Source organism: Terrabacter sp. BE26 (genome assembly GCF_041941675.1).
GTDB lineage: Bacteria > Actinomycetota > Actinomycetes > Actinomycetales > Dermatophilaceae > Terrabacter.
Genome location: NZ_CP090122.1, coordinates 166,260 through 190,072, shown reverse-complemented (window position 1 = coordinate 190,072; position 23,813 = coordinate 166,260). Strand labels below are relative to the sequence as shown.

General features: G+C 70.1%; 24 protein-coding genes, 1 tRNA gene and 1 pseudogene. 15 read left to right on the top strand and 11 right to left on the bottom strand.

The genetic code is table 11. The features are described 5' to 3' along the window. Positions 1-375 precede the first annotated feature (375 nt). From LQK93_RS00910 to LQK93_RS00875, 8 genes and pseudogenes are all read left to right on the top strand, one after another. Entirely contained in the window at positions 376-546 is a 171-nt protein-coding gene (locus tag LQK93_RS00910) for a hypothetical protein (RefSeq protein WP_374969706.1), read from the top strand. Positions 547-777: 231 nt separating this feature from the next. Then, positions 778-1,815, top strand: a complete 1,038-nt coding sequence (locus tag LQK93_RS00905; RefSeq protein ID WP_374969705.1) for a DUF1611 domain-containing protein — start codon at positions 778-780, stop codon at positions 1,813-1,815. Continuing rightward, on the top strand, positions 1,812-2,951 hold the full coding sequence (locus LQK93_RS00900) for a hypothetical protein (RefSeq protein WP_374969704.1): 1,140 nt from the start codon (positions 1,812-1,814) through the stop codon (positions 2,949-2,951). The genes LQK93_RS00905 and LQK93_RS00900 overlap by 4 nt, the downstream gene beginning before the upstream one ends. Further along, entirely contained in the window at positions 2,948-4,750 is a 1,803-nt protein-coding gene (locus tag LQK93_RS00895; protein ID WP_374969703.1) for an ABC transporter ATP-binding protein, read from the top strand. The genes LQK93_RS00900 and LQK93_RS00895 overlap by 4 nt, the downstream gene beginning before the upstream one ends. Before the next feature lie 317 nt (positions 4,751-5,067). Further along, positions 5,068-5,187: pseudogene (locus tag LQK93_RS00890) on the top strand (NUDIX domain-containing protein); the annotation flags it as partial. A gap of 141 nt (positions 5,188-5,328) precedes the next feature. Beyond that, the gene (locus LQK93_RS00885; protein ID WP_374971423.1) at positions 5,329-5,910 is read left to right on the top strand and encodes a DinB family protein; all 582 of its coding nucleotides are present in this window, start codon (positions 5,329-5,331) and stop codon (positions 5,908-5,910) included. A 130-nt stretch (positions 5,911-6,040) separates the two neighbouring features. Continuing rightward, on the top strand, positions 6,041-6,490 hold the full coding sequence (locus LQK93_RS00880; RefSeq protein ID WP_374969702.1) for a DUF1931 family protein: 450 nt from the start codon (positions 6,041-6,043) through the stop codon (positions 6,488-6,490). Between the two features lie 172 nt (positions 6,491-6,662). Then, a complete protein-coding gene (locus LQK93_RS00875) occupies positions 6,663-7,361 on the top strand; it encodes an SDR family oxidoreductase (RefSeq protein ID WP_374969701.1) in 699 nt (232 codons plus the stop codon). A gap of 96 nt (positions 7,362-7,457) precedes the next feature. On the opposite strand, the gene LQK93_RS00870 is transcribed toward LQK93_RS00875, so the two are convergent. Then, positions 7,458-7,718, bottom strand: a complete 261-nt coding sequence (locus tag LQK93_RS00870; RefSeq protein WP_374969700.1) for a DUF3626 domain-containing protein — start codon at positions 7,716-7,718, stop codon at positions 7,458-7,460. 279 nt (positions 7,719-7,997) lie between these two features. Next, a complete protein-coding gene (locus tag LQK93_RS00865) occupies positions 7,998-8,531 on the bottom strand; it encodes a hypothetical protein (protein WP_374969699.1) in 534 nt (177 codons plus the stop codon). On the opposite strand from LQK93_RS00865, the gene LQK93_RS00860 reads away from it, so the two are divergent. After that, positions 8,530-9,726 (top strand): substrate-binding domain-containing protein, encoded by a 1,197-nt coding sequence (locus LQK93_RS00860; protein ID WP_374969698.1) that lies wholly within the window; start codon positions 8,530-8,532, stop codon positions 9,724-9,726. The two genes, LQK93_RS00865 and LQK93_RS00860, sit on opposite strands and share 2 nt — an antisense overlap. A gap of 202 nt (positions 9,727-9,928) precedes the next feature. Continuing rightward, positions 9,929-10,183, top strand: coding sequence for a hypothetical protein (locus tag LQK93_RS00855; RefSeq protein ID WP_374969697.1), 255 nt, complete (start codon positions 9,929-9,931; stop codon positions 10,181-10,183). 478 nt (positions 10,184-10,661) lie between these two features. Here LQK93_RS00855 and LQK93_RS00850 read toward each other — a convergent pair whose 3' ends face one another. From LQK93_RS00850 to LQK93_RS00840, 3 genes are all read right to left on the bottom strand, one after another. Beyond that, positions 10,662-12,284 (bottom strand): copper resistance CopC/CopD family protein, encoded by a 1,623-nt coding sequence (locus LQK93_RS00850; RefSeq protein WP_374969696.1) that lies wholly within the window; start codon positions 12,282-12,284, stop codon positions 10,662-10,664. Between the two features lie 71 nt (positions 12,285-12,355). After that, on the bottom strand, positions 12,356-13,123 hold the full coding sequence (locus tag LQK93_RS00845; protein WP_374969695.1) for a YcnI family protein: 768 nt from the start codon (positions 13,121-13,123) through the stop codon (positions 12,356-12,358). A gap of 154 nt (positions 13,124-13,277) precedes the next feature. Next, complete coding sequence (locus LQK93_RS00840; protein WP_374969694.1) at positions 13,278-13,883, bottom strand: hypothetical protein; 606 nt, start codon at positions 13,881-13,883, stop codon at positions 13,278-13,280. A 503-nt stretch (positions 13,884-14,386) separates the two neighbouring features. Here LQK93_RS00840 and LQK93_RS00835 point away from each other — a divergent pair. The 3 genes from LQK93_RS00835 (at position 14,387) to LQK93_RS00825 (ending at position 16,959) form a co-directional block, all read left to right on the top strand. Then, a complete protein-coding gene (locus LQK93_RS00835; RefSeq protein ID WP_374969693.1) occupies positions 14,387-15,382 on the top strand; it encodes a multicopper oxidase domain-containing protein in 996 nt (331 codons plus the stop codon). 83 nt (positions 15,383-15,465) lie between these two features. Then, positions 15,466-16,461: a multicopper oxidase domain-containing protein gene (locus LQK93_RS00830; protein ID WP_374969692.1), complete on the top strand. Its 996-nt coding sequence runs from the start codon at positions 15,466-15,468 to the stop codon at positions 16,459-16,461. A 27-nt stretch (positions 16,462-16,488) separates the two neighbouring features. Continuing rightward, on the top strand, positions 16,489-16,959 hold the full coding sequence (locus tag LQK93_RS00825; RefSeq protein WP_374969691.1) for a hypothetical protein: 471 nt from the start codon (positions 16,489-16,491) through the stop codon (positions 16,957-16,959). 166 nt (positions 16,960-17,125) lie between these two features. On the opposite strand, the gene LQK93_RS00820 is transcribed toward LQK93_RS00825, so the two are convergent. After that, positions 17,126-17,202 (bottom strand) — tRNA-Ile (locus LQK93_RS00820). Positions 17,203-17,374: 172 nt separating this feature from the next. On the opposite strand from LQK93_RS00820, the gene LQK93_RS00815 reads away from it, so the two are divergent. Together LQK93_RS00815 and LQK93_RS00810 are read left to right on the top strand one after the other, a co-directional pair. Continuing rightward, on the top strand, positions 17,375-17,716 hold the full coding sequence (locus LQK93_RS00815) for a bifunctional 3-phenylpropionate/cinnamic acid dioxygenase ferredoxin subunit (RefSeq protein WP_374969690.1): 342 nt from the start codon (positions 17,375-17,377) through the stop codon (positions 17,714-17,716). Positions 17,717-17,928: 212 nt separating this feature from the next. After that, positions 17,929-18,444, top strand: coding sequence for a DUF3145 domain-containing protein (locus LQK93_RS00810; protein WP_374969689.1), 516 nt, complete (start codon positions 17,929-17,931; stop codon positions 18,442-18,444). Between the two features lie 126 nt (positions 18,445-18,570). On the opposite strand, the gene fabF is transcribed toward LQK93_RS00810, so the two are convergent. The 5 genes from fabF to LQK93_RS00785 form a co-directional block, all read right to left on the bottom strand. Beyond that, positions 18,571-19,821 carry a beta-ketoacyl-ACP synthase II gene (gene fabF / locus LQK93_RS00805; protein ID WP_374969688.1) on the bottom strand — a complete coding sequence of 417 codons (1,251 nt, stop codon included), beginning with the start codon at positions 19,819-19,821 and terminating at the stop codon, positions 18,571-18,573. A 114-nt stretch (positions 19,822-19,935) separates the two neighbouring features. Beyond that, entirely contained in the window at positions 19,936-20,184 is a 249-nt protein-coding gene (locus tag LQK93_RS00800; RefSeq protein WP_142183856.1) for an acyl carrier protein, read from the bottom strand. 96 nt (positions 20,185-20,280) lie between these two features. Beyond that, entirely contained in the window at positions 20,281-21,333 is a 1,053-nt protein-coding gene (locus LQK93_RS00795; RefSeq protein WP_374969687.1) for a beta-ketoacyl-ACP synthase III, read from the bottom strand. A 135-nt stretch (positions 21,334-21,468) separates the two neighbouring features. Then, complete coding sequence (locus LQK93_RS00790; protein WP_374969686.1) at positions 21,469-22,398, bottom strand: ACP S-malonyltransferase; 930 nt, start codon at positions 22,396-22,398, stop codon at positions 21,469-21,471. A 46-nt stretch (positions 22,399-22,444) separates the two neighbouring features. After that, the gene (locus tag LQK93_RS00785; protein WP_374969685.1) at positions 22,445-23,809 is read right to left on the bottom strand and encodes a PucR family transcriptional regulator; all 1,365 of its coding nucleotides are present in this window, start codon (positions 23,807-23,809) and stop codon (positions 22,445-22,447) included. Positions 23,810-23,813 lie beyond the last annotated feature (4 nt).

Genomic DNA, 23,813 nt, shown 5'->3' with positions numbered 1-23,813 from the left:
TCCACCCCCGCAGCGGCCCTCCCGACCGGCCGCTCGACTTCGTGGTCTCACCCGAGCCCTGAGGCGACGTCCGACCATGCCGGTCGTCCGACGACGAGGTCCCGGCGGAAACGCACTCACATGCCGCGACTCGGTGGGCGCCGGGAGGTCGCGGGGCAATCCAGCGGACATCAGGGCCCTTAGGTGTATGTCGTGCACTTGGTCTTGCTCTCGGACAGCAACGACTTACGCGAGGTGGCCAGATTCTCGAGAAGGTTCTTTCATGCCCACAGGGATGCCGGGCTCGGCGCTGAAGGTCGAAAAGCGCCGAGTGCGAGGGAGACTCGCGCGCTTCCTGGTCGAGAAGACGGCATAAGGCCGACAGTCGACAAGGCAGTGGCGCACGCACTGACCGCGGTGCCGTGCGACTGGGACGACCCCGGACTAGTACTGCGCGACGACACCCGCGACCAGGCGCTGCTTCTCGGCCTCCGGGATGCTGGCAAGCTGGCTGGTGTCTTCGAGTGGTTCGCACCGCGCCATGCCGAGCAAACCGTGATCTGCTGAGCCGGACAAGCGCACGTTTCGAGCTGGTGGTCGGAAGACGTCACCAGCACGGCAGCACTGAGTGGGGTTGGGGGGCAAGGACTTGCTTGAAAGCCGCCGTCCGGACGTTCTCGTAGAACCCTCAGCGGGTGCCGCGCCAGCGTGGTTGCATGGATTTGGTGCGAACAGTTGTACCCGGGCCGGCGCACTCTGCGTGCGTGCGTCGTCCGCTTCCTCCGAGAGCGTGTCGTCATGTTTCCTGATGCCAAGTGGTCTTATGTGACGCGACCGGTGAGCACTGCTTTGACCACTGAGTTGAATGCGGGCGCTTGGTCGGCTGATCCCAAGCTGGGGGACCTGGTCTTGGCGCGTGTGGAGAAAATCGGTGTGCACCGACATCTTGAGGACGTGCACGGGCGGCGAGTCGTTCTCTATCCGGGTGATCTGGTCGTCGGTGCGCTCGGCAACCGCTACGCGACCGACTTCTTCGAGGGGTACCTGCCCGCTGGGCCGCGTACGCACCTGCTCACGGCGGGTGGGGTCATCGGCGACGTCGCTTCTGCGCACGTTCGACGTGACGCACCTACCGAGCTGGCAATCATTGCCTCGGTGAGCAGGCTGGGCCGGGCGTTGAGCTTGGACGACTTTGTCCGGGCGGTGGGGCCCGCACCCGCGACACCCGGTGGGGTGGTGGTCGTTGTCGGGTCGTCGATGAACGCTGGGAAGACAACGACGGCGTCGGCGATCGTTCGAGGTTGGACGCGTGCCGGGATCCGCGCGGGTGCAGGCAAGGTGACCGGGTCAGGCAGTGGCAAGGACCGGTGGACGTACCAGGACGCCGGCGCGCACGCGCTGCTCGACTTCCTGGACTTCGGCATGCCCTCGACGTTCGGCTATCCGCTGGAGCGGCTGCGTTCCACGGCATTCGCGATCCGCGACGGGCTCGTCGCCGATGGCGCGGAAGCGGTGGTGCTGGAGATCGCGGACGGGCTGCTGCAGGAGGAGACGTGCGGGCTCCTGGAGGGGGTTCCCTACCTGGCCGACGCGGTCGTTCTCGCGGTCAGCGACGCCTTGGGTGCCGTCGCCGGGGTGCGGGTGCTGGCCGATGCGGGGCTGCGTCCGGTGGCGATCAGCGGGCTGGTGAGCGCCAGCCCGTTGGCCAGTAGGGAGGCCGAGGCCGCGACGGGTCTGCCGGTGCTCGGTGTCTCCGAGCTGAGCAATGGCGCGCTGCTGCCCCCGCTGGCAGACCGGGCGGTCGCGGCGCAGCGACTCTCTTCCCGGCAGGCATGAGCGCGACGGTTGCCCCGCTCCCAAGACGGCCCGCGAATGGCGTCGGCAGTGTCCGGGTCCGGGCGCACCTGCCGCGACCGGGAGTCGAGGCCGAGCCGGTCGACTGCACGCTGTTCGTCCTCGAGGCGGGCGACACCTTTCTGGCGCTCCCCGAGGCCGTGGTGACCGATCCTCGTGGCGTGCCCCCGCTCGAGTCGCTCGCGTTCACCGAGCCTGCAGGAGGGGGCGGACCGCTTGTCCCGGCTGACGAGCGCCGCAAGGCCCAGGCGTACGCGGTGGGCAACGCGGCCTGGCACGTGCAGCGAGGCCTGCGGTACGTCACCTCGCTGCTGGAGCATCCGTTGCCGATCCTGACGGTGCGCCTCAACGCGCACGGACCGGACTGGGGCGGCGGCCACTACCGCTTGCCGGCCCGGCAGTACACGGACCTGCCCGAGCAGCCGGGTGTGGCCGCCACGGGCGAGGTGCATCTGGGTACCGGCCGCCGGTATGTGGGCACGCGTGACGGGCGGTATTTCGCCGCGCCGAGCCACAACGCGGCGATCATCTACCACGAGCTCGGGCACCACGTGTGCCGTCACACGGCGGACTTCCGTGGCAACCGTCATCGGAACCAGGCAGCGCAGACGAACCTGCGCACGGGTATCGAGGAAGGGACCTGTGACTATCTGGCCGCTGTCCTGCTCGGCACGCCCGACATCTACGGCTGGCACCGCGGCGATCGGTCGGTCGCCGCCCCACGGCGTCGTCGCCTCGACACGCCGCTGACGATGGCCGGTTTCCGCGGCGGGCGCGACGTGGACCCGCACTCGGACGGAACCGTCTGGGCCACCGCCCTGTGGTCGGCCAGGTTCGCCTGGCAGGAGCAAGGTCTCGCCGAGCACGCCTTCGACTCCGCGTTGCTGCGCGCGCTGATGCACCTGGGGGAGGAGAGCCTGAGCCAGGACGCGGCCGAACGGGAGCACATGCTGCGTCGGCGCCGCTACTTCTCGGCCGTCCTGGCGGCGCTGCTCGAGCAGGCGCAGCGCCACCCCGGGGACCCGTCCGGGGTCTCCGCCGTCGAGGCCGCTTTCGCGGCTCGTGGCATCGTGGTCGGGCACAGCAACGCGGCCTTGCGGGACGCCGCACGCCGATGAGGTATGCCGTCGACGGCTCGGGCCTGCTCGCGCAGCTGTGGCGCTTCCGCGCCTACGGCCGCCCGCACCGGGGCCGGCTGACCTGCGGCATCGGGCTACGGATCGCGGAGCTGGCGGCTGACCTGGCACAGCCCTGGCCGCTGGCCGTTGTCATCGATGGCGTGCTCGGCCACCACCGCCCGACGGGAGCGGTCGGGGCCCTGGCCGCCCCACTGGCCGACCGGCCCCTGGTGCTGCTGGTCTGCGCCAGCGTGGCCGCGCTTCTCATCGCGCTGATGTCCGGGGCCTTCGACTACCTCGGTGACCGCGTGATGAACAGCGCCGGTGAGCGCATCACCTCGGCGGTCCGCCGGGACGTCTTCGCCGTCGTGCAGGCACTGCCCATGCCCTTCCACGACCGCCACGCCGTCGGAGAGCTGACCAGTCGCGTGGTGACCGACACCGACCGCATCGAAGACGGCCTCGTGGACGTGTTCAGCACACTCATCCCCGGCGTCATCACCCTCACCGGTTACGCAGCAGCGATGCTGCTGGTGGACTGGCGGCTTGGCTTGGTCGCGTGCGTGGCCGCCCCCGTGGTCTTCGCCACCGCGGCGCGCTACACGCGACTGACCCGGGAGGCGAGTCGGCAGCGGCGGCGCGCCGAGGGGCTCCTCGCCGGCCTCACGGCAGAGGTACTCACCGGCATGCGCACCGTGCACGCGACGGGCAGCCAGGCCGTACACCAGGCAAGGTTCGCCAAGCGCAACGAGGCAACTCTCCAGTCGGGCCTGCGCAGCGTCGACCTGCGGGCCCGGTTCACGCCGCTCCTCGAAGGCGCGGCCGCAGTGGGAACAGCCGCTGTGCTGCTGGTCGGCGGGTACGGCGCGCTCAACGGCTGGTGGACCGTGGGCCTGCTCGTGGTCGTGCTGGCTTATCTGCGAGACATGCTCCGGCCGCTGCGGGCACTCTCACGCCTGTCGATCACCCTCACGACCGCTGCTGCCTCAGCCGAGCGGGTCTCGGAGATCCTCGACCAGCCACGAAGGGCCGCCGTGGGGCCGCCGCAAGCGCCCACCGGGCTCGAGCCTCCCACACCGCCGTCGACGGGGCGCATCACACTGCGTGGCGTGACGTTCGGGTACGGCGACCGCATCGCGCTGCGAGACGTGGACCTGGAGATCGGCCCAGGGGAGCGGCTCGTACTGCAGGGGCCGAACGGTGCGGGCAAATCGTCGTTGCTGGCGCTGCTGGCCGGTCTCTACGAACCAGACCGGGGACAGGTCTGCCTCGACGGCGTGCCGCTGGCCCAGCTCGCCGACGCTCAGCGGCGTCGGGTCGTGTCCGTTGTCCTGCAGGACACGTTCTTGTTCAGCGGCACCTTGCGCGAGAACCTGCGCCTCACGCGCCCGGACGCCTCCGAGGCCGATATCCGACGGGTTGCCGACGCGGCGATGGTCTCGGACTTCGCATCCGAGCTCGCCCTGGGACTGGATGCCCCCATCGGCGAAGGCGGCATCGGACTGTCTGGGGGACAGCGCCAGCGGGTCGGGATCGCCCGTGCCCTACTGGCCGACACCCCGGTCGTCCTACTCGACGAGCCAACCGCGGGACTCGACCCGGAAGCGGAGAAGGCCGTGGTGACCGCGCTCGAGCGACTCATGGCGGGCCGCACCGTCGTCATGACCACCCACCGGCCCGAGCTGCTGCGGCTGGCGACTCGACACGCTCAAGTCCGACAGCGGCGGCTCATAGAAGTAGTGCCAGCGCAACCTCCCGCGCTGAAGACGTTGGTGGATCGGGGCGGTTCTGCTCTATGAGTGCTACGCCCTCAACGCGCGTCAGCAGGCGGGCGATCCATCAGGGCCGCTGGCTGGCTCGCAGCCCTCCATCGCCCAGACCCGCTCCGGCCACGCCCTCTCCTGCCCGGCGGGGCCCGGGCGGCGCAACCCCTGTGAGAGCCGCGCGACCAGGCGTGGCAGCCGCTCTTGGGAGCGATGTTCGGCGACCTTCGTTTCACTCAAGACCGCGGCAGGTCTCAGGCGACCGATAGCGCGGAGAAACACGCGCTCGGCCAGGTCGCGGTCGCGGGCGCCATCGGCAACTCCGCCGGGCACCTGGTGCCGCGGACGGACGAGTGCTCTTGCTTCGAGGGGAAGATCAAGCCGGCCGTGCGCACTGGTTCACGATCGGCCGCGGGATCGAGAACGACGAGAGTGCCTGTGAGGCTGCGTGCCGCGAGCTGCGTGAGGAGACCGGCATACGGCTTCCCGGACGAGCTCCCGGAGCCCTTCCACGGGTAGAGCGCGCGCATCCGCCGCTCGGAGCGTGTTTGCGCAACACATCGGGGGACGGATCTTCCACGAGAGAGAAACCTTTGCGTGGCAGTGTGCTGGGCATGGTTGACCACGCCCCACGGGGTGAGAGCCATTCGGAGTCCGGCCTGACCGACGGCGCCTTTGCGCCGGAGTGGTCCGATGACGACCGCCCACGGATCCCTCGGGTGGCCGGAGAGCGGGCGGCGCTCACGGCCTACCTCGAGTACTACCGGGCGACGGTGGAGATGAAGTGCCGAGGCCTCAGCGCCGAGCAGGCCCGTACTCCTTCGATGCCGCCGTCGACGATGTCGTTACACGGGATGGTGCGACACCTCGCCGGCGTCGAGCGATGGTGGTTCCAGCAGAATTTCGAACGGCGCGACGTGCCGTTCCTCTTCTTCACCGAAGACAACCCGGATCTCGACTTCAACCCGCCGGCGGACGCGGACTTCGGAGCAGACCTGCGCACGTGGCGAGCGGAGTGCGCGGTGTCCCGCGGGATCGTCGCCGCCCACGACCTCGATGACACGGCGCGGCCGTTGGACTGGTACGAGGACGTCGACCTGCGCTGGCTGGTTCTGCGGATGATCACCGAGTACGCGCAACACTGTGGGCATGTCGATCTGCTTCGCGAGGGGATTGACGGCAAAACCGGCGCATGAACGGTTCCCCGGGCGCCCTGAACCACCCCGGTTCCCCGGTCGCCCGGCGGGTCTGACATATGCGTATCCGGGATGTCCCGTGTGCCGCGGGCGCTAGGCTGGGGCGGTCGAGACCACAGGAGGACCGACGATGGAGCTCTTCGGCGTCGCCCGCTTCGAACGTTTCTTCCGTGCGGCTGCTGGTCTCGACGTGGACAAGGACGACTTGCGCCGCTTCAACGACTTCGTGAACGACAAGATCTACGACCTGCTGCTGCGCGGGCAGGCGAACGCGAAGGCGAACGGCCGCGACATCATCGAGCCGCAGGACCTGCCGATCACCAAGGGCCTTCAGGAGTCGATCCACGCCTTCAAGGCGATCGATCAGGAGGTGTCGCTGGAGGCGATCCTCGAGCAGATCACCCGGCGGCCGCCGCTTGATGTGACCTACAGCGACGAGGCCCAGGCGAAGCTCCCGTTGGTCGCGGGCGGGCTTGGCGTCGCCCTCGCGCGGACGTTCCCGATCCTCGAGCCGGCCCTGAAGAACCCGCAGACCGAGCACTGGGACCGCGCCATCCGGATCTTCGACCTCCTGCTGTAGCGCGAGCTACCTCAGGCAGGTGGGGACACGACGCGATAGCCGAGCCCCGTGGTTGCGCTGCGGGGTCGTGCTCCTTTGAGGAGCCCCTGACCTGGCCCTCCGGTGCGTGGGGCCTGGAACATCCCCCTATTCACGGGTTCTTCCGGAGGCCCGCGACACGTACGGTGGATGAATGGCCAGAGTCGCTGTCGTCGGGGGCCACGGGAAAGTCGCCCGCCACCTCCATCCCCTGCTGGTTCGGGCCGGCCACACGCCGGTCGCGCTCGTCCGAAACGAGGCCCACCGCCCGCAGCTCGAGGACCTGGGCGCCGAGGTCCGCCTGCTCGACATCGAGAAGTCGACGGCGGAGGACTTCGCGCGCGCCTTCGGCGGGTGCCAGGCCGTGGTGTTCGCCGCTGGAGCCGGCCCCGACGGCAAGGTCGAGCGCAAGCGCACGGTCGATTTCGAGGGTTCGCTGAAGTCCATCGACGGGGCCAAGCGCGCTCGTATTCGACGCTTCGTGCAGGTCTCGGCGATTGCCGTCGACGACCCGGTTCCCGCGGATGCGTCACCGGTGTGGCGCGCCTACATCGAGGCGAAGCGCGAGGCCGACGCGGCGCTGCGGGCCAGCGGCCTCGACTGGACGATCCTGCGGCCCGGGTGGCTGACCGACGACCCGGGCCGGCTCCGGGTCCTCATCGGGCGAGACGTCCCGGAGGGTGACATCCCGCGAGCCGACGTCGCGGCGGTGATCGCCGCCGTTCTCGAGAACGACGGGACGATCAGCAAGCAGTGGGAAGTGGTCCAGGACGGCCTGATGATCGTGGAAGCGATCGCCCTGGCCATGCTGACCGACGCGGCACCCGGCGCCGGGTGGGCGGGGAGGGGCTAGGCCGGCGCCGTCAGCGCCCGGATCTGGCTCCCCTCTGTGCCGTGTCCGCATCAGCGGATACTCCGCGACCCGTCGCGGGGCTCGTCCCGAGGTGAGTCACTGGCGCAACGGCTGGCCGAACCGCGCGATGTGGTGCCATACCTTCTTCAGGTCGTCGGGGTCTTCGTGGCCCGTGGCGACGGCGTGGCCGACCACCCGGGCGGTCAAAGTGCCGTGGTCGGCGATCCGTTGTCCCACCTCGATGATGTGCGGGCCGCGGTAGTCGGGATGCCGGGCCAGTTCATCGACGTCGAGGACCTGACCCTCGTGCCACTCCACGGGGACCCCGATGCGGTAGGCCTGCTCCTCTAGGCCCAATCGGCCACGGCAACCAGCCTGATGAGGCGATCAAGGCGGCGAGCCAGCGGAGTTCGGTCTCGGCGGTGAAATCGGCTCCATCCGGATTCAGGACCTGGGATACAGAAGGAGTGAAGGCCAGAAGCAGGGGCACGACGATCGCCACGATCTGTATCCGAAGCCGCGGCCACCACCCTCGAACGTTCAGGTCGTCCGGAGGCGCCGCGCAGGTATGGAGGGAAGGGGCTGGTCCGAGCGGGGGAGCGCGGTGCTGATCCGGCCGCCGGGACAAGAGCCGGCTCAGTCCTCGGGCGTGTCATGGGCCAGCCGGAGATGAAGTGTCCCCTGGAAGCAGACTCGGCCGAACACGTTGCCCGGTGTCGGGACCGGGCACGGGTCTCGCTGCGTGTATTGCCCTCTCACGCGCGCGCCGGTCATCCACCCCCCGATGACGATGCCGCTGATCGTTGCGGTGACTGGCTTCGTCGTGTCGTTCTCCGTGATGAAGTTGTAGGCGACGAAGGAGTGCTTGGTCCCGTTGGCTCCGTAGAGCGCTTGGGCGAGCCAGAAGCCCGGCTTCGATGTGGTGTCGTCCCGCGTGATCGCCCCCACGAAGGCGCCGCGTCCGACATCGCCACCGACCCGCCCGGTCATGGAAGCCCCGGCCAGCGTTGACGGTCCGGCGGGTTGGCTGGTCACCCACTTGGTGAACGTGACATCAGCGCTGCGGTGCCCGGCATGCCGGGCGACCTCAGCGGCCGCCGGAGGTGATTGCGCGACGGCCGAGACGCCGACTGCGGTGCCGGCAAGAACCGAGGCGATGAGGCGCTTCATGATGATCCTCCTTGGTGATGAGGGCCTATTTGTGAGGTCGAGTTCATGGACCGCCACGCCGCGCGCGACCGGGGCCCCTCGCCAGCATCCGAAAGGGTTGCGGCGCGTCGGGAGGACGTCGGGACCGCGCGGTGAGCTCGAGCCGGGAGCCCAACTTCCCTCTGTCCGCGCGCTAGCCGATCGGCTGGGAACGAACGTCAACACCGTGCGGGCGGCATACGCGCGTCTCCAGACGGACGGGTTGGTTCAGACGCGCCACGGGGTCGGGACCGTCGTCCTTCCGGCGAGCGCTGACCGGCTTGCCCATGGCGCACCCCGGCTGGTCTCGAACACCATCGCCGTGCTGATCGCCGCTTTGGACCCGTTCTACTTGTCCCTCCTGCGTGGTGTCGAAGACGTCGCAGCCGAACGAGGAACGCTCGTCTTGCTCGCCGACACTCAGGACTCACCGGCTCTGGCCACGGCGACCATTCGCCGGCTGGTGGCGCGAGGGGTGGACGGGATCATCGCGGTATCGGCCGGAGGCGTCGAAGACGAGACGGGACGGGACCGAAGCCGCCGCCGCAGCCCCATGCCGCCGATCGTTTATGTCGACCAGCCTGACCGGAAGGGCTTTTCCGTTGTCCTCAACGGGGACCGGGCCGGCTACCTGGCGACGCGTCACCTCGTGGAACACGGGCACGAACGGATCGGCCTCGTCACCGCGCCGCTGTCGTGGCCGAACGTGAGTGAGATCCACCGGGGTTACCTGCGGGCGCTGTCAGAGGCCGGCGGCCATCCGCTCGTTGCCGAAATGGAGGAGTTCACCCTGGAGGCGGGTCGAAAGGGGATAGCTCGCCTCCTCGACGGCCCCGCTCCGTGCTCCGCCGTCTTCGCCACAGGCGATGAACTCACGCTGGGCGTCGTGCAGGAAGCCCGGGGAAGGGGGCTGGAGGTTCCGGGAGAACTCGCCGTCATCGGCTACCCGGATCTGCCCGCCGCGGCGCTCGTCGATCCTCCCCTCACGATGATCTCCGTCCCGGCTCACGATGTCGGCGTGGCAGCGATGCGGACGCTCCAAGCCCTGATCGCCGGGACCAGGCCAAGCCCTCAGCGCGTCGTGTTCGACACCGAGCTCATCGTCCGAGCCAGTTGCGGTGGCCACCCGTCGCCTCGACCCGCTCCTGGTCGCCGGGCGGTGCTCGATGGACCGTGAGGCGCTCACCCCGATCAGGGCTGTCGTCATGCGTCCCGTGAATCGCGTGCCCGGTTCGGGACCTAGGTCCCTGTGCCGCCTGGTCCCGACGCCGTAGTTTCGCGGTCACGAGCCAGCGCCCCGGAGGTCGCCCCGGTCGGGCAACAGGCCTCTGGTTCAGGACGTGCGCCGGCTGTGACCGTTATGGCACTGGAGGCACCGCATGACGTATGCGCCGAACCTGTCCGCACCCGTCGAGGAGTCGAGGAAGCAGCTGTCCTCAATGAGCATCCGAGAGCTCATCGGCGCGTTGAGCGCCACCGAGGACCGTCTGCGCCACCTGCCCCTGCTGGTGCCGTTGGGCGGCCGCCTCGTCACAAACCCGGAGCGGCGCCTGCTGCTCCGACGCCAACGCCTGGTGATCGGCAGCCTGCGCAGGCGGCGAGCCGCGCTTCGCAGCTTCGTCGTGGCTCACTAGACCACATACACGATTCTTCAATCGTCAGTGCGCAGCGGTGCTTTGAGCGGAAGAGTCGGTCTCGACGGGAGGACATCGCACCCGTCGATGCGGGGCCCGAGTCGGAGGCCCGCATGGTGAGCCAGGAGAGCTGAGCCAATCACGCTCAGGGCCACCCGCACGTACGTGTTGGCCTCCTCGAGGCGAGCCAGCACGTCGCCCCCGACGCCCGCGGCTGCGTCCAGGAGCAACGCTGCGGCAAACAGCTCCTGGAGGACGGAGCCGTGAACCCGGTCCTCGATGACCTGCCGCTCCTGCAGGGCTGCGTACGCCGACCGAGCCGCGATGAGCTCCTCCGCAGCCCTGTGGGTCGACTGGTTCAACCACCGCCGCCTCGACGCATACCGCGGCGATGTCCCCACCGGCCGTGTTCGAAGGGGCGTACTACGCTCAGAACGAGGGCCAGCAGGTGCTGCCCGTCCCGCCACATCGTGCTGTCTCAGTTGACGATGACGACCTCTCCGGCGGACACGACGGCGTCCAGGCTGCGGTCCTCGACCGTCAAGGTCGCACGCCAGGTCCCGCTCAGCGGGAATCGGTAGCGCCCCTCCCACATCCCGGCTCGCTCGGCCAGGCGCACTGAGATCGCTCCGACGCCTCGGGCGGGGTTGCTGAGCTTGAGGCTGACGCGGGCGATGCTCATGGGGGGACCGCCGCTGTTAGTGACGAGCACCCGAAGCGTGCTCCCACGGGTGGTCGCCGGCAGGACAGCGAGCACTGCGGAACGTCCGTTGCCCAGCGGGATCTGGATCTGTCGGTTCGCGTCGACCGGAGTCGTGCCGACAGCTTGCGGACTGCTGGCGGCGGCCACGGAGGGGGGTGGGGTGGTCATGCTCAAAAGGGCGGTCATGCCCAGCGCCGCCACGGTCAACCCGACCTCGGCACGCACCGAGACCAGAGGCGTTCGCCGTCTTCCCACGTCCCTTCGCGACAGGGCAGCAGCAGCGAGCGCGGCAGCGACCAACAGGAGCTTGCCAAGCAGCAGCAGGCCGTACCGCGTCAGGAAGAGCTGCTCCAACGCATGCACGTGCCGAACGGAGTTGACGACGCCGGTGGCCACCAGGCAGAGCACGCAGACCATGGCGACGCGTGAGAACTCCACCAGCGCCCGGCGCTCGACGGATCGCCCGACGAACGCCAGGGCGGCCAGTCCTCCAACCCAGACAGCCGCCGTGAGGGCGTGAAGCGTCACGACGGCGACATCGACTGCCGAGCCGGAGGCTGAACCGTGCCCCGATGCGGCGACCGTGACCGCGACCCCGACAACGACGGCCGGCACCAGCCAACGCCGTGGAGTGGTGGTGATCCGCGGCAGCTGCCATGCCAGTGCGGCAAGGCCCGCGTACAGGGCGAGCCGCCAGACCATCGCTAGACCGAATGTCGTCGCCAACGTGCCCTGCAGCAGTTGGAAGTCCAAGAGCTGGGCCATCGGAACCCCGGCGCTGTAGGGCCCTTGTACGAGCAGACTCGCCACGGTTGCGACGCCACCGCCGATGAGTCCGAAGCGTGACAGCCGCTGCAACGCCGGATCAAACCGGGTGCTGGGGGCGCACCAGAGCACGAATGCGGCCACGCCGGCGAACGCCGCGAGGGCGAGGTAGCCAGCGAGTCGCGTCGCGGTCACGGCAAGCGGAGCCGTCGACGCCGCGGAAGCGCCCGTGGCGCTCGCGACGGGGCTGGCGGCCGTGCCTATGCCGAAGGAGAACGCGCCGTTCACCGGGTGCCCATCCGAGGACACCACCCGCCACGTGGCGACGTACGCGCCCTTGGCCAGTGTCGCCGGCATCGGCCACGTGACGGTGTGTCCCGATACGACGGGCTGAGGGGTGGCGACGGTGGATCCGCTGCTGTCGAGCAGGCGCAGACCCTGGTCGACCAGGTTGACGGACTCGGTGAACGTCAGCTCGACCTGGGCCGGCCCGGTCTCGAGCCGCGCGCCGTCGGCGGGACTGCTCTTGACCAGTTCTGCGTGCGCCCAGGCCGGCGCTGCGAGGCCGACGCCAGAGACTGCCAGCACGACGGCGAGGAGCCAGAGGCGCGTGATCCGTCGAGGCCACGACATGGGATCCTCCTTGCTCGATGCGGGGTAATGGCCGCGGTGTGGATCCGTCTCGACGGCACCTCACCGCTTCGTCAGGCGTGGGAGTCCTGCTCGGCTCGCGCCGCGGAGATCGGGACTGCCGTGCGCGTTGAGCGGCCGCGTCGCCAGGCCAAGGCCACCGCGAGTAGCGAGAACACCAACGCCGCAGTCGAGAGAGCGACGGCCGGCCCGGAACGTGACGTGGTCACCTGCGCCGTTCCCGCCGCGGACGCCGGCGCCTCGGCACCTGCCGTGTTGGTCGTGACGCTCCCCGCCGCGGGTGCTGACGCGCTCGGGCTGGCGACTGGTTCCGCAGCTGCCGGCGTGATGGCCAAAGTCGGCGCCGGGTGCTCCGGTTCGACGGACTTGTCGGCCGAGACCTCGTTCCAGTTCACTTGCGCACCGTCGGAGTAGGTCTGCACGGCTCGGAACACGAGGTCACCAGACGCGGGCAGCGGCCCCAGGCTGAGGTTGAAGTCCTTGTACTGGCCTGGCCGTATACCGGCGTTGCCCGTGGACGTCCACGTGACCTGGGCGACCACCGTGTCGATCTTGGTGCCATCGACGTCAACGGGCTGGGGAAGCTTTCTGGTGGAGGTGCTGACCTTCCAGCCGGGCATGTCTGTGGTCTGTACGGAGCCGATCGGTTGCTCGGCCGGGAGGGTCAGGCGCAACTGGGTCGTGCTGGCGTCGTCGCGCTCGTTGGGGACTCGAACCGCGATGACCGAGAAGCCGCCTCCTTCGGCGGTCCCGGGCTGAATCGTGACGTGGGCCGAGGCGATGGCGGGCAGGACGAGCGGGACAGCGATGGCGATCCCCAACCCAGTCAGGGTGCGGCGGAGAATGGGGCGCACGGCCGTGCGCGAACTCTGAGACATGAGAAGACTCGATTCTGACGAAAGTGCTGGAAGTGGTGGGTGGTGCCATTCGATGAACGCCGTAGCCTCCTCGCGACAGGCGTGAGGATCGACGGGGTCAGGCGACACCCAGCGCCGGCGGGCCCCGTCGAGACACCACCGCACCGATCGCCTCGAGCAGTTCTGGTGCGAGCTGTCCTCCCCATCTGCAGGCCGCCCTCGATCTCCCGAGAAGGACGGCTCGAGCTGTCCGCTCGCAGAGCGCGTCTCGCACTTTCGACCACGCGGTTCTGGGCGAGCCTGTTGCCATCGCAGCCAAAGCCCATGCGGCTCGCTCACCCGACGTCAGCCACACACCGATGACAAGGGCCGCCACGACGTGGGCCGCGAGCATCCCTGGATGTGGGCTGGTCCAGACCATCTGGACCAGTTCAGTGCCCGAGCGAGTTTGGGCGTGCCCCGGCATGCCGGCGCTGGAGGCGGGGCCGCTGATCAGCTCGAGCACGGCATGTAGCGCCGCTTGGCCACTCAGCAGGAGTGCGGCGATCCTTCGTGCAGAAGGGACCTGTCCCAGGAGAGATGCTGCGGCCACGGTGAGCATGGCGCCCACCGGCAGCAGCATCGACACCTTCGGCGCGTCGCCGCCGGCCGCGCCGTGGGCTGCAGTCGTGGCGGCCAGGACGATGGATGACAGCACGCCGGCACGGGCCCAGCGCACCAGCATGACAGTCCCCATCGGCCCCCCCGACTGCGTCACCCAAGGCCTCGACCCCCGCCGGAGACCCGGTACTCATCTTGAGTCTTCGGCTCCCGCCATGCGTGGGAATCGCAATCTTTCCCCCGATGTCAGCGCACGAGCCCACTCGTCCGCAGCTGAGGCGGCAGCCCTGGCGCACCTGCCGTCCGGGAAGTTCACCGCGAACGCGGCCTGGCTCGTGTGGCTGTCATCGCGTTCAACCTCACCCGAGCCGCCGCCGGGTCGGCGATGACTAGCAGGTGAGAGAGACCGGCGTCGACGAAGTGGGATGACTGCTCACCCCCAATCTTCGGGTCCGCTACTCCCCAACGTGGTGGTCGAATCACGTCGTCCAGGCGCCGACCATGGAATGGTCAAGGGGGTCAGGCATGGAGAAGGCAAAGGCAGCGACGTCTCGCAGAACGGTCCTGAACGCCGCGCTGGGTGCGGTCGCCTTGGGGGCAGGTGGTTCGTTCGTCTTGGGGTCCGCGGTGCGAGCGGCGGCGGACGTGGTCAACGCCGGCCTGTTCGTCCTCAACGGCAGCCGGACGATGATCGACGGGCTGGTCGTGCCGTTCGTCGGGTTCGGCAGCACCGCTGATCGGCTCGAGCTGCCGAGCGGGCAGCTGGAGGTGCAGACCGGCGACACGATCAACCTGACGATCACGAACAAGTCGACGCTGCCGACGGGCTTCGCGGTGCCGGCGGCGCCCGGGTTCGCGGGAGTGGCCACTGCACCGATAGCCGTCGGCGACACCCGGATGGTGACCTTCACGGCACCGTCGAGTCCTGGCACCCACCATTACGTCGGCACGGTCAACGGCAGCGTCGCCACCGGTCAGGCGCTCGGTGCCACCGGGCCGCTGGTCGTCCTCCCGCGCACCGCCGCACGCACCTCCGTCGACGCGCTCTTCCCAGGTGTCCGGACACGAGCCCGCCGTCAACCGCTCTTCGGGGTGGGGGCACCACCCGCCCTGCCGGCGCTCGTCGTGCAGGAGCGGACGTGGCTGTTCAGCGAGCTGAATCCGACCACGGCATACGACCTCGCCGGTGGGCGGGTCAGCCTGCCCAGCGACCCGGAGCCGGAGTACTTCCTCATTAACGGCTTGAGCGGCATGCTCGCGGTGGAAGACCCGTTCACCAACATCACCGGGCGAGCCGGTGGCCTCGGCCAGCCCGGAGACTCAACCCTGGTCCGGATGATCAACACCGGACGGGCGCCCCGGTCGGTCCACCTGCACGGCAACCACTTCTGGGTGCTGTCGCACCCGGACACCCCGTGGCTGATCGGTGCCTTCAAGGACACCGTGCGCGTTCCCCCGGCCTCGGCCGTCGACGTCCTGGTCCCCCTTGAGGCGCCGCCCGACTCACTCCCCATGGTCAACCGGGGGCAGAAGTACGTCGTGCACGACCACATCGAGATGGCGGAGACCGCCAGCGGCGGCCACTACCCCTCGGGAATGGTCTCGGAGATGAACCTCACCTGACCGCCGCCATCGCCGGCACACGCCGTACCAGCCGGCAACCCATCCCCCTCGCCGTATCACTGAACCAGCACAGGAGGCGTTCGATGTCCGGCAGTCTCACGCCCATCGACCAGAACCGCCCGGCCGACCTCACCCAGGCCGTCCACTTCGGTCACAACCGCCCCGAGGCCAGCCCGGCGACGCCCGGTTTCGTCCGTTCGGACGTGGCCTTTGTGCGCAAGGTCTTCAACGACAAGCTCGTCTTCGCCGACGGCAACGAGGTGGAGTACTGGTCGTTCAAGGACCCGCAGGACGACAAACCGTTCCCAGCCACGCCGATCCGAGTCCGGCAGGGGCAGGTGGTGCACACCACGCTGGAGCCCGCGATCAACGTGCACACGATCCACCACCACGGCATCGAGCCGTCCACCTTCAACGACGGGGTGCCGGACACCTCCTTCACCGTCAACAGCCACTACACCTATCAGTGGCGCGCCTCCCGGGCCGGGACGTTCTTCTACCATTGCCACCGCAACGCGCCCCTGCACGTGCAGATGGGCATGTTCGGCTTCCTCGTGATCGACCCGCCAACGGGCCCAGGACAGCTCTACGTGGGCGGGCCGACGTACGACGTGGAGGCGATGTGGGGGACCTACGACGTCGACCCGTTCTGGCGCACCTACAACCATGCCAGTGGGGAGAAGAACGCGATCGCCGAGGGCACGCGGCTCAACCGGTTCCGGCCCCGCTACTTCACTGTCAACGGGGTCGACGCGCCGCAGTCGCTGCGCAGCCCCAAGACCACGGTGCGGGCCCGCGTCGGGCAGCGCGTCCTGCTGCGGCACGTCACCGGCGCCTACTTCATCAACGTCGTGCGCTTTCCCGCGGCCCTGGCCGCGGTGCTGCACATGACCGACGGCGAGCCGCTGCCAGTTCCGACTCCGGTGCCCGGCAACGTGCTGACGACCACCACCGCTGAGCGGTTCGACCTCATCCTGACCCCACAATCGGTCGGCACCCACACCATCACCTACGAGTTCCGGAACTGGCTCACCAACGACCTCGCCGGGATCGCCACCGCCCACGTCCTGGTCTCCTAGCGCCGGCCGACACCCAGGAGGAACGTCATGCGCACTCACCGACGACGCATCACCCCACTCCTCGCCCTTGCGGGCGGGTTGATCGCTGCGCCCGTAGTGGCGGCCTCCGCGACGGCCATCCACGCCCTCAGCACGGCGCCGGACGGCACCCACCTCCGTGCCACCTGGACCAACGGAGGCCAGGCTCAGCTCGAGCTCGAGGACCGCAACGTGGAACCGGCCATCTGCTTCGTCTGGGAGAACAACTCGCCGAATGACGGCGACAGCATCGCCAGCCGGATCCTCACCCGCGCCGGTGCCGAGGTCGTCGACCTGGGCACCGGCGACCAGTGGATCCAGGGCGTCGGCGCCGGCTGCGAGATCCCCCAGGACACCCGCTACCGCGACGTCTTCGCGAATCCCTCGAACTACATCGTCGAGTTCCGCGTCGTCGAGAACCAGGGCACTCCAGCCACCGGGCCGGTGCGCTCAGGTCCTCTGGAGCAGGCGTCCGGCTGACAACGCCGAGCGAGAAGCCGGCCTCGTCAACGTCAAACCCCACGACCTGCGCCACACCGCAGCCTCCCTTGCGATCGCCGCGGGAGCGATCGTGAAGGCGGTGCGGCAGACAACCGAAGGAGGGGCTGCCACACGCCACCGATGCAGGCTGATCTGCGCAAACGTGTGGTGGGGCAGCAGGGGCTTGAACCCTGGACCGACGGATTATGAGTCCGCTGCTCTGACCGGCTGAGCTACTGCCCCGCGACCGCATCCGCCGTGGCGGGACGAGGTCGGCTCGGAGTCTAGCTGCGTCGGGGGCGGTCCCTGCGTCCTGGTCGCCTCGCGCCTCGGCGCCTGCCACCTGGCTGGACCACATTCCCCACCCTCTAGGCTCGCGGAGGACCGACGACCTCGAGCGTGACATGGAGAGAGCATGAGCGACGGCATCAGGGTGGCGGCGGTCGACGACGTGGAACCCGGTGAGGCGCTCGTGCTCGACATGGCGCTCACGGGAACCGAGGAGCCGATCTCCCTCTTCCGCGACGACGACGGGACGTACTACGCGCTCGACGACACCTGCTCGCACGAGGACGCGTCGCTCGCCGAGGGCTGGGTCGAGGCCGGCGAGGTGGAGTGCCCGCTGCACGCGACGCGTTTCTGCCTGGCTGACGGCCGGCCGATGTGCCTGCCGGCGACGAAACCGGTGCGCACCCACCGGGTCGAGCTGCGGGGCGACGACGTCTTCCTCCACCCGGGCGTCCCGGCCACCGGCTGAGCCACCGCGGTCACCGCGCACCTCCCTGCTCGGCTGCGCATGGCGGATTTCGGGCATATTGACCCGTGGGACTGCTGGTGCCGTTGTGTCCGATGGTGCACAATGAGCGGGTGCTCGCCGTCGAGCACGCGCGACCGGCACACCGAGCAGACCACCGGAACTCCGAACAGCAGGCGTTGGGGAAGACGTCCCTGCAACTTCAGGAGGTTCGGATGTCTGTGGCGATGCCGCGCATCACGACACGTGGGGTCCTGTTCGTACACGGGGCCCCAGCGGCGCTGTGCCCACACATCACGTGGGCCGTCGAGGCCGTCCTCGACCAGCGCGTGGCTCTCGACTGGATCCCGCAGCCGGCCGCGCCCCGGTTGGTGCGCACCGAGCTCTCCTGGTCCGGCGCACCCGGGACGGGGGCGGCGCTGGCCAGCGCCCTGCGCGGCTGGGACGGCCTGCGCTACGAGGTCACCGAGGACCCGTCCCCGGGCTGTGACGGGTCACGGTGGTCCTACACGCCGAGTCTCGGCATCCACCACGCCATGACCTCCGCGTCGGGCGACGCCGTGGTGCAGGAGGACCGTCTGCGCGAGGCGATCCTGCGCACGCGGGGTGACGCCGAAGCGCTGCAGGACGAGCTGGACCTGCTTCTCGGTGTGCCCTGGGACGAGGAGCTCGAGGTGTTCCGTTACGCCAGCGACGGTGCCGCCGTGCGCTGGCTGCACAAGGTCGGCTGAGTCCGCGACGTCTCGTCCGTCGGTCTGCCGTGCGCCGACCGCGGCGTGCGACGAGGGCCCGGGAGGTTCGTGCTCCCGGGCCCTCGTCGTGCCCGTTGGGCGACGCGCCGGTGTGAGGCGCTTGCTTCAGATGCTGCGGACGGCCAGCGCGACGTTGTGGCCGCCGAAGCCGAACGAGTTGTTCAGGGCCGCGATGTCGCCGGCGGGCAGCTGCTGCGCCTGACCCGTGACGACGTTGAGCGGGATCTCCGGGTCCTGGTCGTCCAGGTTGATCGTCGCCGGCACGAGCCGGTTGTGGATCGACTGGATCGTGATGACCGCCTCGAGCGCGCCGGCCGCGCCGAGCAGGTGCCCGGTCATGGACTTCGTCGCAGTGACCGACATGTTCTCGGTGTGGTCGCCGAAGGCACGCTTGATCGCGTTGTACTCGGCCACGTCGCCGACCGGGGTCGAGGTGGCGTGCGCGTTGATGTGCACGATGTCGGACGGGGTCAGGTCGGCGCCCTCGACGGCATGCAGCATCGCGCGGGAGGCGCCTGAGCCGTTGGGCTCGGGAGCGGTGATGTGGTGGGCGTCGGCGGACATGCCGACGCTCGCGAGCTCGGCGTAGATGCGCGCGCCACGGGCACGAGCGTGCTCCTCGGACTCGAGGACGATGACGGCGGCACCCTCGCCGAGGACGAAGCCGTCACGGCCGGTGTCGTAGGGGCGCGAGGCCTTCTCCGGCTCGTCGTTGCGCGTCGAGAGCGCCTGCATGGCGGCGAAGCCGGCGATGGGCAGCGCGTGCACGGCGGCCTCGGTGCCGCCGGCGACGACGACGTCGGCTCGCCCGGTGCGGATCATGTCGATCGCGTAGCCCATGCTCTCGGCGCCCGACGCACAGGCGCTGACCGTCGTGTGCGCCCCGGCGCGCGCGCCGAGGTCGAGGGAGACGGCGGCCGCGGGACCGTTGGGCATGAGCATGGGCACGGCCAGCGGGTAGACCCGGCGGGGGCCCTTCTCGCGGAGGTTGTCCCACTGGTCGAGCAGGGTCCAGACGCCGCCGATGCCGGAGCCGATGGCCGCGCCGAGGCGCTCGGGGTCGACCTCGGGCTTGCCGGCGTCGGCCCACGCCTCACGGGCGGCGATGAGGGCGTACTGGCTCGAGGGGTCGAGGCGGCGGGTCTCGACCTTGGTCAGGACCTCGTCGGGCCTGGTGGCGATGGTCGCGGCGAACGTGACCGGGAGCTCGTACTTGGCGACCCAGTCGAAGTCCATGGGGCGGGCGCCGGACCGGCCGGCGAGCAGCGCCTCCCACGTCTCCGTGGCGGTGCCGCCGAGGGGCGTGGTGGCACCGAGGCCGGTGACCACGACGCGTCGGTTGCGATTGGACGTCATGGTGACGTGCTCCTCTGGGTCGATGGTGGTGGTGCGAGGGGTATCGAGCGGGTGCCGCGGTGCCGGCAACGATGCCCTCGGTCGGCGCCCGGGATCCGGGCGCCGACCGGAGGATCAGGACTGGGCGCCGGCGATGTAGGTGACGGCGTCGCGGACGGTCTTGAGGTTCTTGACCTCGCTGTCCGGGATGCGCACGCCGAACTTCTCCTCGGCGTTGACGACGATCGTCATCATCGAGAGGGAGTCGATGTCGAGGTCCTCGGTGAAGGACTTGTCCATCTCGACGGACGCGGTGTCGAGACCGGTCTCCTCGTTGACGATCTCGGCAAGACCCTCGAGGATCTCCTGCTCGGACTGAGCCATCTGTCTACTCCTTGTGGTTGGTGTGGCGATGTCGTTCCGTGGCCCGAATGACCCGTCGGGACCGGCGGGAGTGCGAGAACTGCCCGGCTGGGGTGCTCAGGGCAGCACGACGACCTGGGCGGCATAGACGAGGCCGGCCCCGAAGCCGATCTGGAGCGCGAGCCCGCCACTGGGGATCTCCTTCTCGGCGAGCATGCGGGTCGTGGCGATCGGGATCGAGGCCGCGGATGTGTTGGCTGTCGTCACGATGTCGCGCGCCACCGGGATGTCGGCGGGCAGCTTGAGCTGCTTGACCATCGCGTCGATGATGCGGATGTTGGCCTGGTGCGGGATGAAGGCGTCGAGGTCGTCGGCCTTGATGCCGGCCTTGTCGATGGCCTGCTGCGCGACGGGAGCCATGCCCCAGACGGCCCAGCGGAAGACGGTCTGGCCGGCCATCCCGATCGCGGGCCACACGTTCTTGTCGGCCTGCGCTGACTGCCACGACTCCCGCACGTCGGTCCACGCCTGCTTCTGCGTGATGGCGTCGCGCTGGGTGCCGTCGGAGCCCCAGACGGTCGGCCCGATGCCGGGGGTGTCGCTGGGGCCGATGACGCAGGCACCGGCTCCGTCGCCGAAGATGAAGGCGCTGCCGCGGTCGTAGGGGTCGGTGAAGTCGCTGAGCTTCTCGACGCCGACGACGAGGACGTAGTCGGCCGAGCCGCCCTTGACCATGTCGCTGGCAAGGGCAACGCCATAGCAGTAGCCGGCGCACGCGGCGGAGATGTCGATCGCCGGTGCCGTGGAGCCGAGGCGCGAGGCGAGCTCGGGGGCAGCGGCGGGCGTCTGGTACGGGTGCGTCACGGTGGCCACGAGGACGAAGCCGATCTGCTCCGGCGCCACGCCCGCGTGCTCGAGTGCCTGCCGGGACGCGGCCTCGGCCATGTCGATGACGCTCTCGTCCTCGGCGGCGAAGTGGCGGCTGATGATGCCGGAGCGTTCGCGGATCCACTCGTCGCTCGAGTCGATCTTGTCGACGATCTCGGAGTTCATGACGACGCGCGCGGGGCGGTAGGCGCCCACGCCCATGATCCGGGAGTGGCGTGCGGCGCCGTTGTCGACGAGGGTGCCGGTGCCCTTGGGCGTCGGCGCGGTGCTGGGGGATGTCACGTGAGGCCTTCTCGAGGGTGAGGGTTCAGGTGGGGGAGTGGCGCTCGGCGAGTGCTACGACGGGGTCACCGTCGTGCTGCACCTTCCTCGAGCGTGCCCCTGCCGGGGCCGCTGCGCCAGTCAGGGGTCGTGCCATCAGGCCGTGTGGGTCTGTACGAGGGTGCGGGCGGCGTCGAGGTCGTCGGGGGTCTTGACGGCGAGGGTCTCGACGCCCTTCATGGCCCGCTTGGCGAGGCCGACGAGCGTGCCGGCCGGGGCGAGCTCGAGCAGGCCGGTGACGCCGAGGGCGAGCATCGTCTCCATGCAGAGGTCCCAGCGCACCGGGTTGCTCACCTGGCGCACGAGGCGCTGCACCGCATCGGGCCCGTCGGAGACCGTCGCGCCGTCGGCGTTGGAGAGCAGGCGCAGGCGCGGCGCCGACGGGGTGACGTCCGCGGCGGCAGCCGCGAGGGCGTCCACGGCCGGGGACATGTGGGAGGTGTGGAAGGCGCCGGCGACCTGGAGCGGGATGACGCGCGCCTTGGCCGGCGGCGCCCCGCGCAGGGCCTCGAGCTGCTCGAGCGTGCCGGCGGCGACCACCTGACCGGCGCCGTTGACGTTGGCGGGGGTGAGGCCGTGGGCCTCGAGGCTCGCGAGCACCTCGTCGGGGTCGCCGCCCAGGACGGCCGCCATGCCGGTGGGGGCCACGGCGCTCGCCTTGGCCATCGCGCGCCCACGCGTGGCCACGAGGGAGATGGCCTGCTGGTCGGTGAGCACGCCGGCCAAGGCGCTGGCGGTCAGCTCGCCGACCGAGTGGCCGGCCAGGACTGCGCCCGTGGCGTCGAGCCCGTCCCGCCCGGGGAAGAGCGCCGACGCGGTCACGAGACCCGCCGCGACGATGAGGGGCTGGGCGACCGCCGTGTCCTTGATCGCCTCGGCGTCGGACTCGGTGCCGTGCGCGACGAGGTCGTGGCCGGCGGCTCGACCGAGCGCGGTCAGCTGCTCCCGGACGCCGTCGAGCTCGAGCCACGGGGCGAGGAAGCCGGGGGTCTGGGAGCCCTGTCCAGGGCAGACGATCGCTAGCACGTCCCCAACCCTTCCTGCTCGCAGCGGTCGACCTCGCCGTCGAATGTCACGAAGTCGCGGGAGATAGTTTGGAGGTTTCCTCCAACAGCACGTCTGCCGAGGGCTTGACCTGTCCCCGAGGGGCCCGGGACCTGTCGGCCGAGTCGGCCGAGTCGGCCGAGTCGGCGGAGTCGCTCATGCCTGCGATGCCGCCCGTGCGTGTCGACCCGCGCGACACTCCGGCGGCAGGCGGCGAGCTGCGGGCCGCGGCCAGCCGCCCCATGGCGAGCGCGATGCGCACGGTCCAGGCCTCGCGGGGGACCGTGAGGTCGTAGCCCGTCGCGTCGCAGATGCGGCCGAGCCGGTAGCGCACGGTGTTGGGGTGCACGAACAGGGTGCGTGCGGTGGCCTCGAGCGCCCCGCCGCTCTCGAGGTATGCCGTGGCGGTCGTCAGGAGCGCCGCGTGGCTCGCCGCCGCGAGCGGCCGGTGGACCCGGTCGACCAGCGCGCGGCTCGCCGGCTGGTCTCCGGCGAGGGCGCGCTCGGCGAGCAGGGCGTCGGACTCGACGACGCGGGGCGCCTCGGGCCAGGCGGCCGCCGCGGCGAGCCCGCTGAGTGCGGCGCGGGCGGAGCGGCCGGCCGCGAAGAGGTGTGGCACCGTGGGGCCGAGCACGACCGGGCCCGGGCCGAAGCAGTCCGACACCGCCTCCACGACCCGCAGCGCGTCGCGCGTGCCTCCGAGGATGGCGATGAGCCGGGAGCGCTGCACGATGGCCAGTGCCTCCACACCGTGCTGGCGGACCGAGCGGCGCAGGTCGTCCACCGCCGGCACCGCACCGCCGGCGAGTGAGGGCGTGGTGCCCACGACGAACGTGACGTCGGCGACCTCGCCCCACCCGAGGGCGCTCGCCCGCGACTGCATGGACTCGTCGGCCTCGCCGCGCAGCACGCCGTCGACGACGAGTGCCTCGAGCCGTGCGTCCCAGGCGCCGCGGGCCTCGGCCGCGCCGGCATACACCTCGGCTGCGGCGAAGGCGATCTCGCGCGAGAAGCGCAGCACGGACTCACGCAGCAGCTGCTCGTCCCCGGGCCCGGCGAGGCTCTCGACCCGCGACTCGACGACATCGACGACGGTGCGCACCAGGTCGAGGGTCTGGCGCAGGCTCACCGACCGGGTCAGCTCCTGCGGCGCGTTGGCGAAGATGGAGATGGCCGACGGCGGGTGGCTCTCCTCCTGGTGGAACCACGCAATGAACTGCGAGATGCCGGCCTGTGCGACGAGCCCCACCTGCGACCGCTCCTCGGCGGAGAGCTCGCGGTACCACCGCAGGTGCTCGTCCATGCGCTGGGAGGCGAGGGTCGCGAGCTCACCGGCGCTGCGCTCGACGGCCCGCGAGGTCGCCTCGCTGGGGTGCCGCCGGTGCCTGCTCATGCAG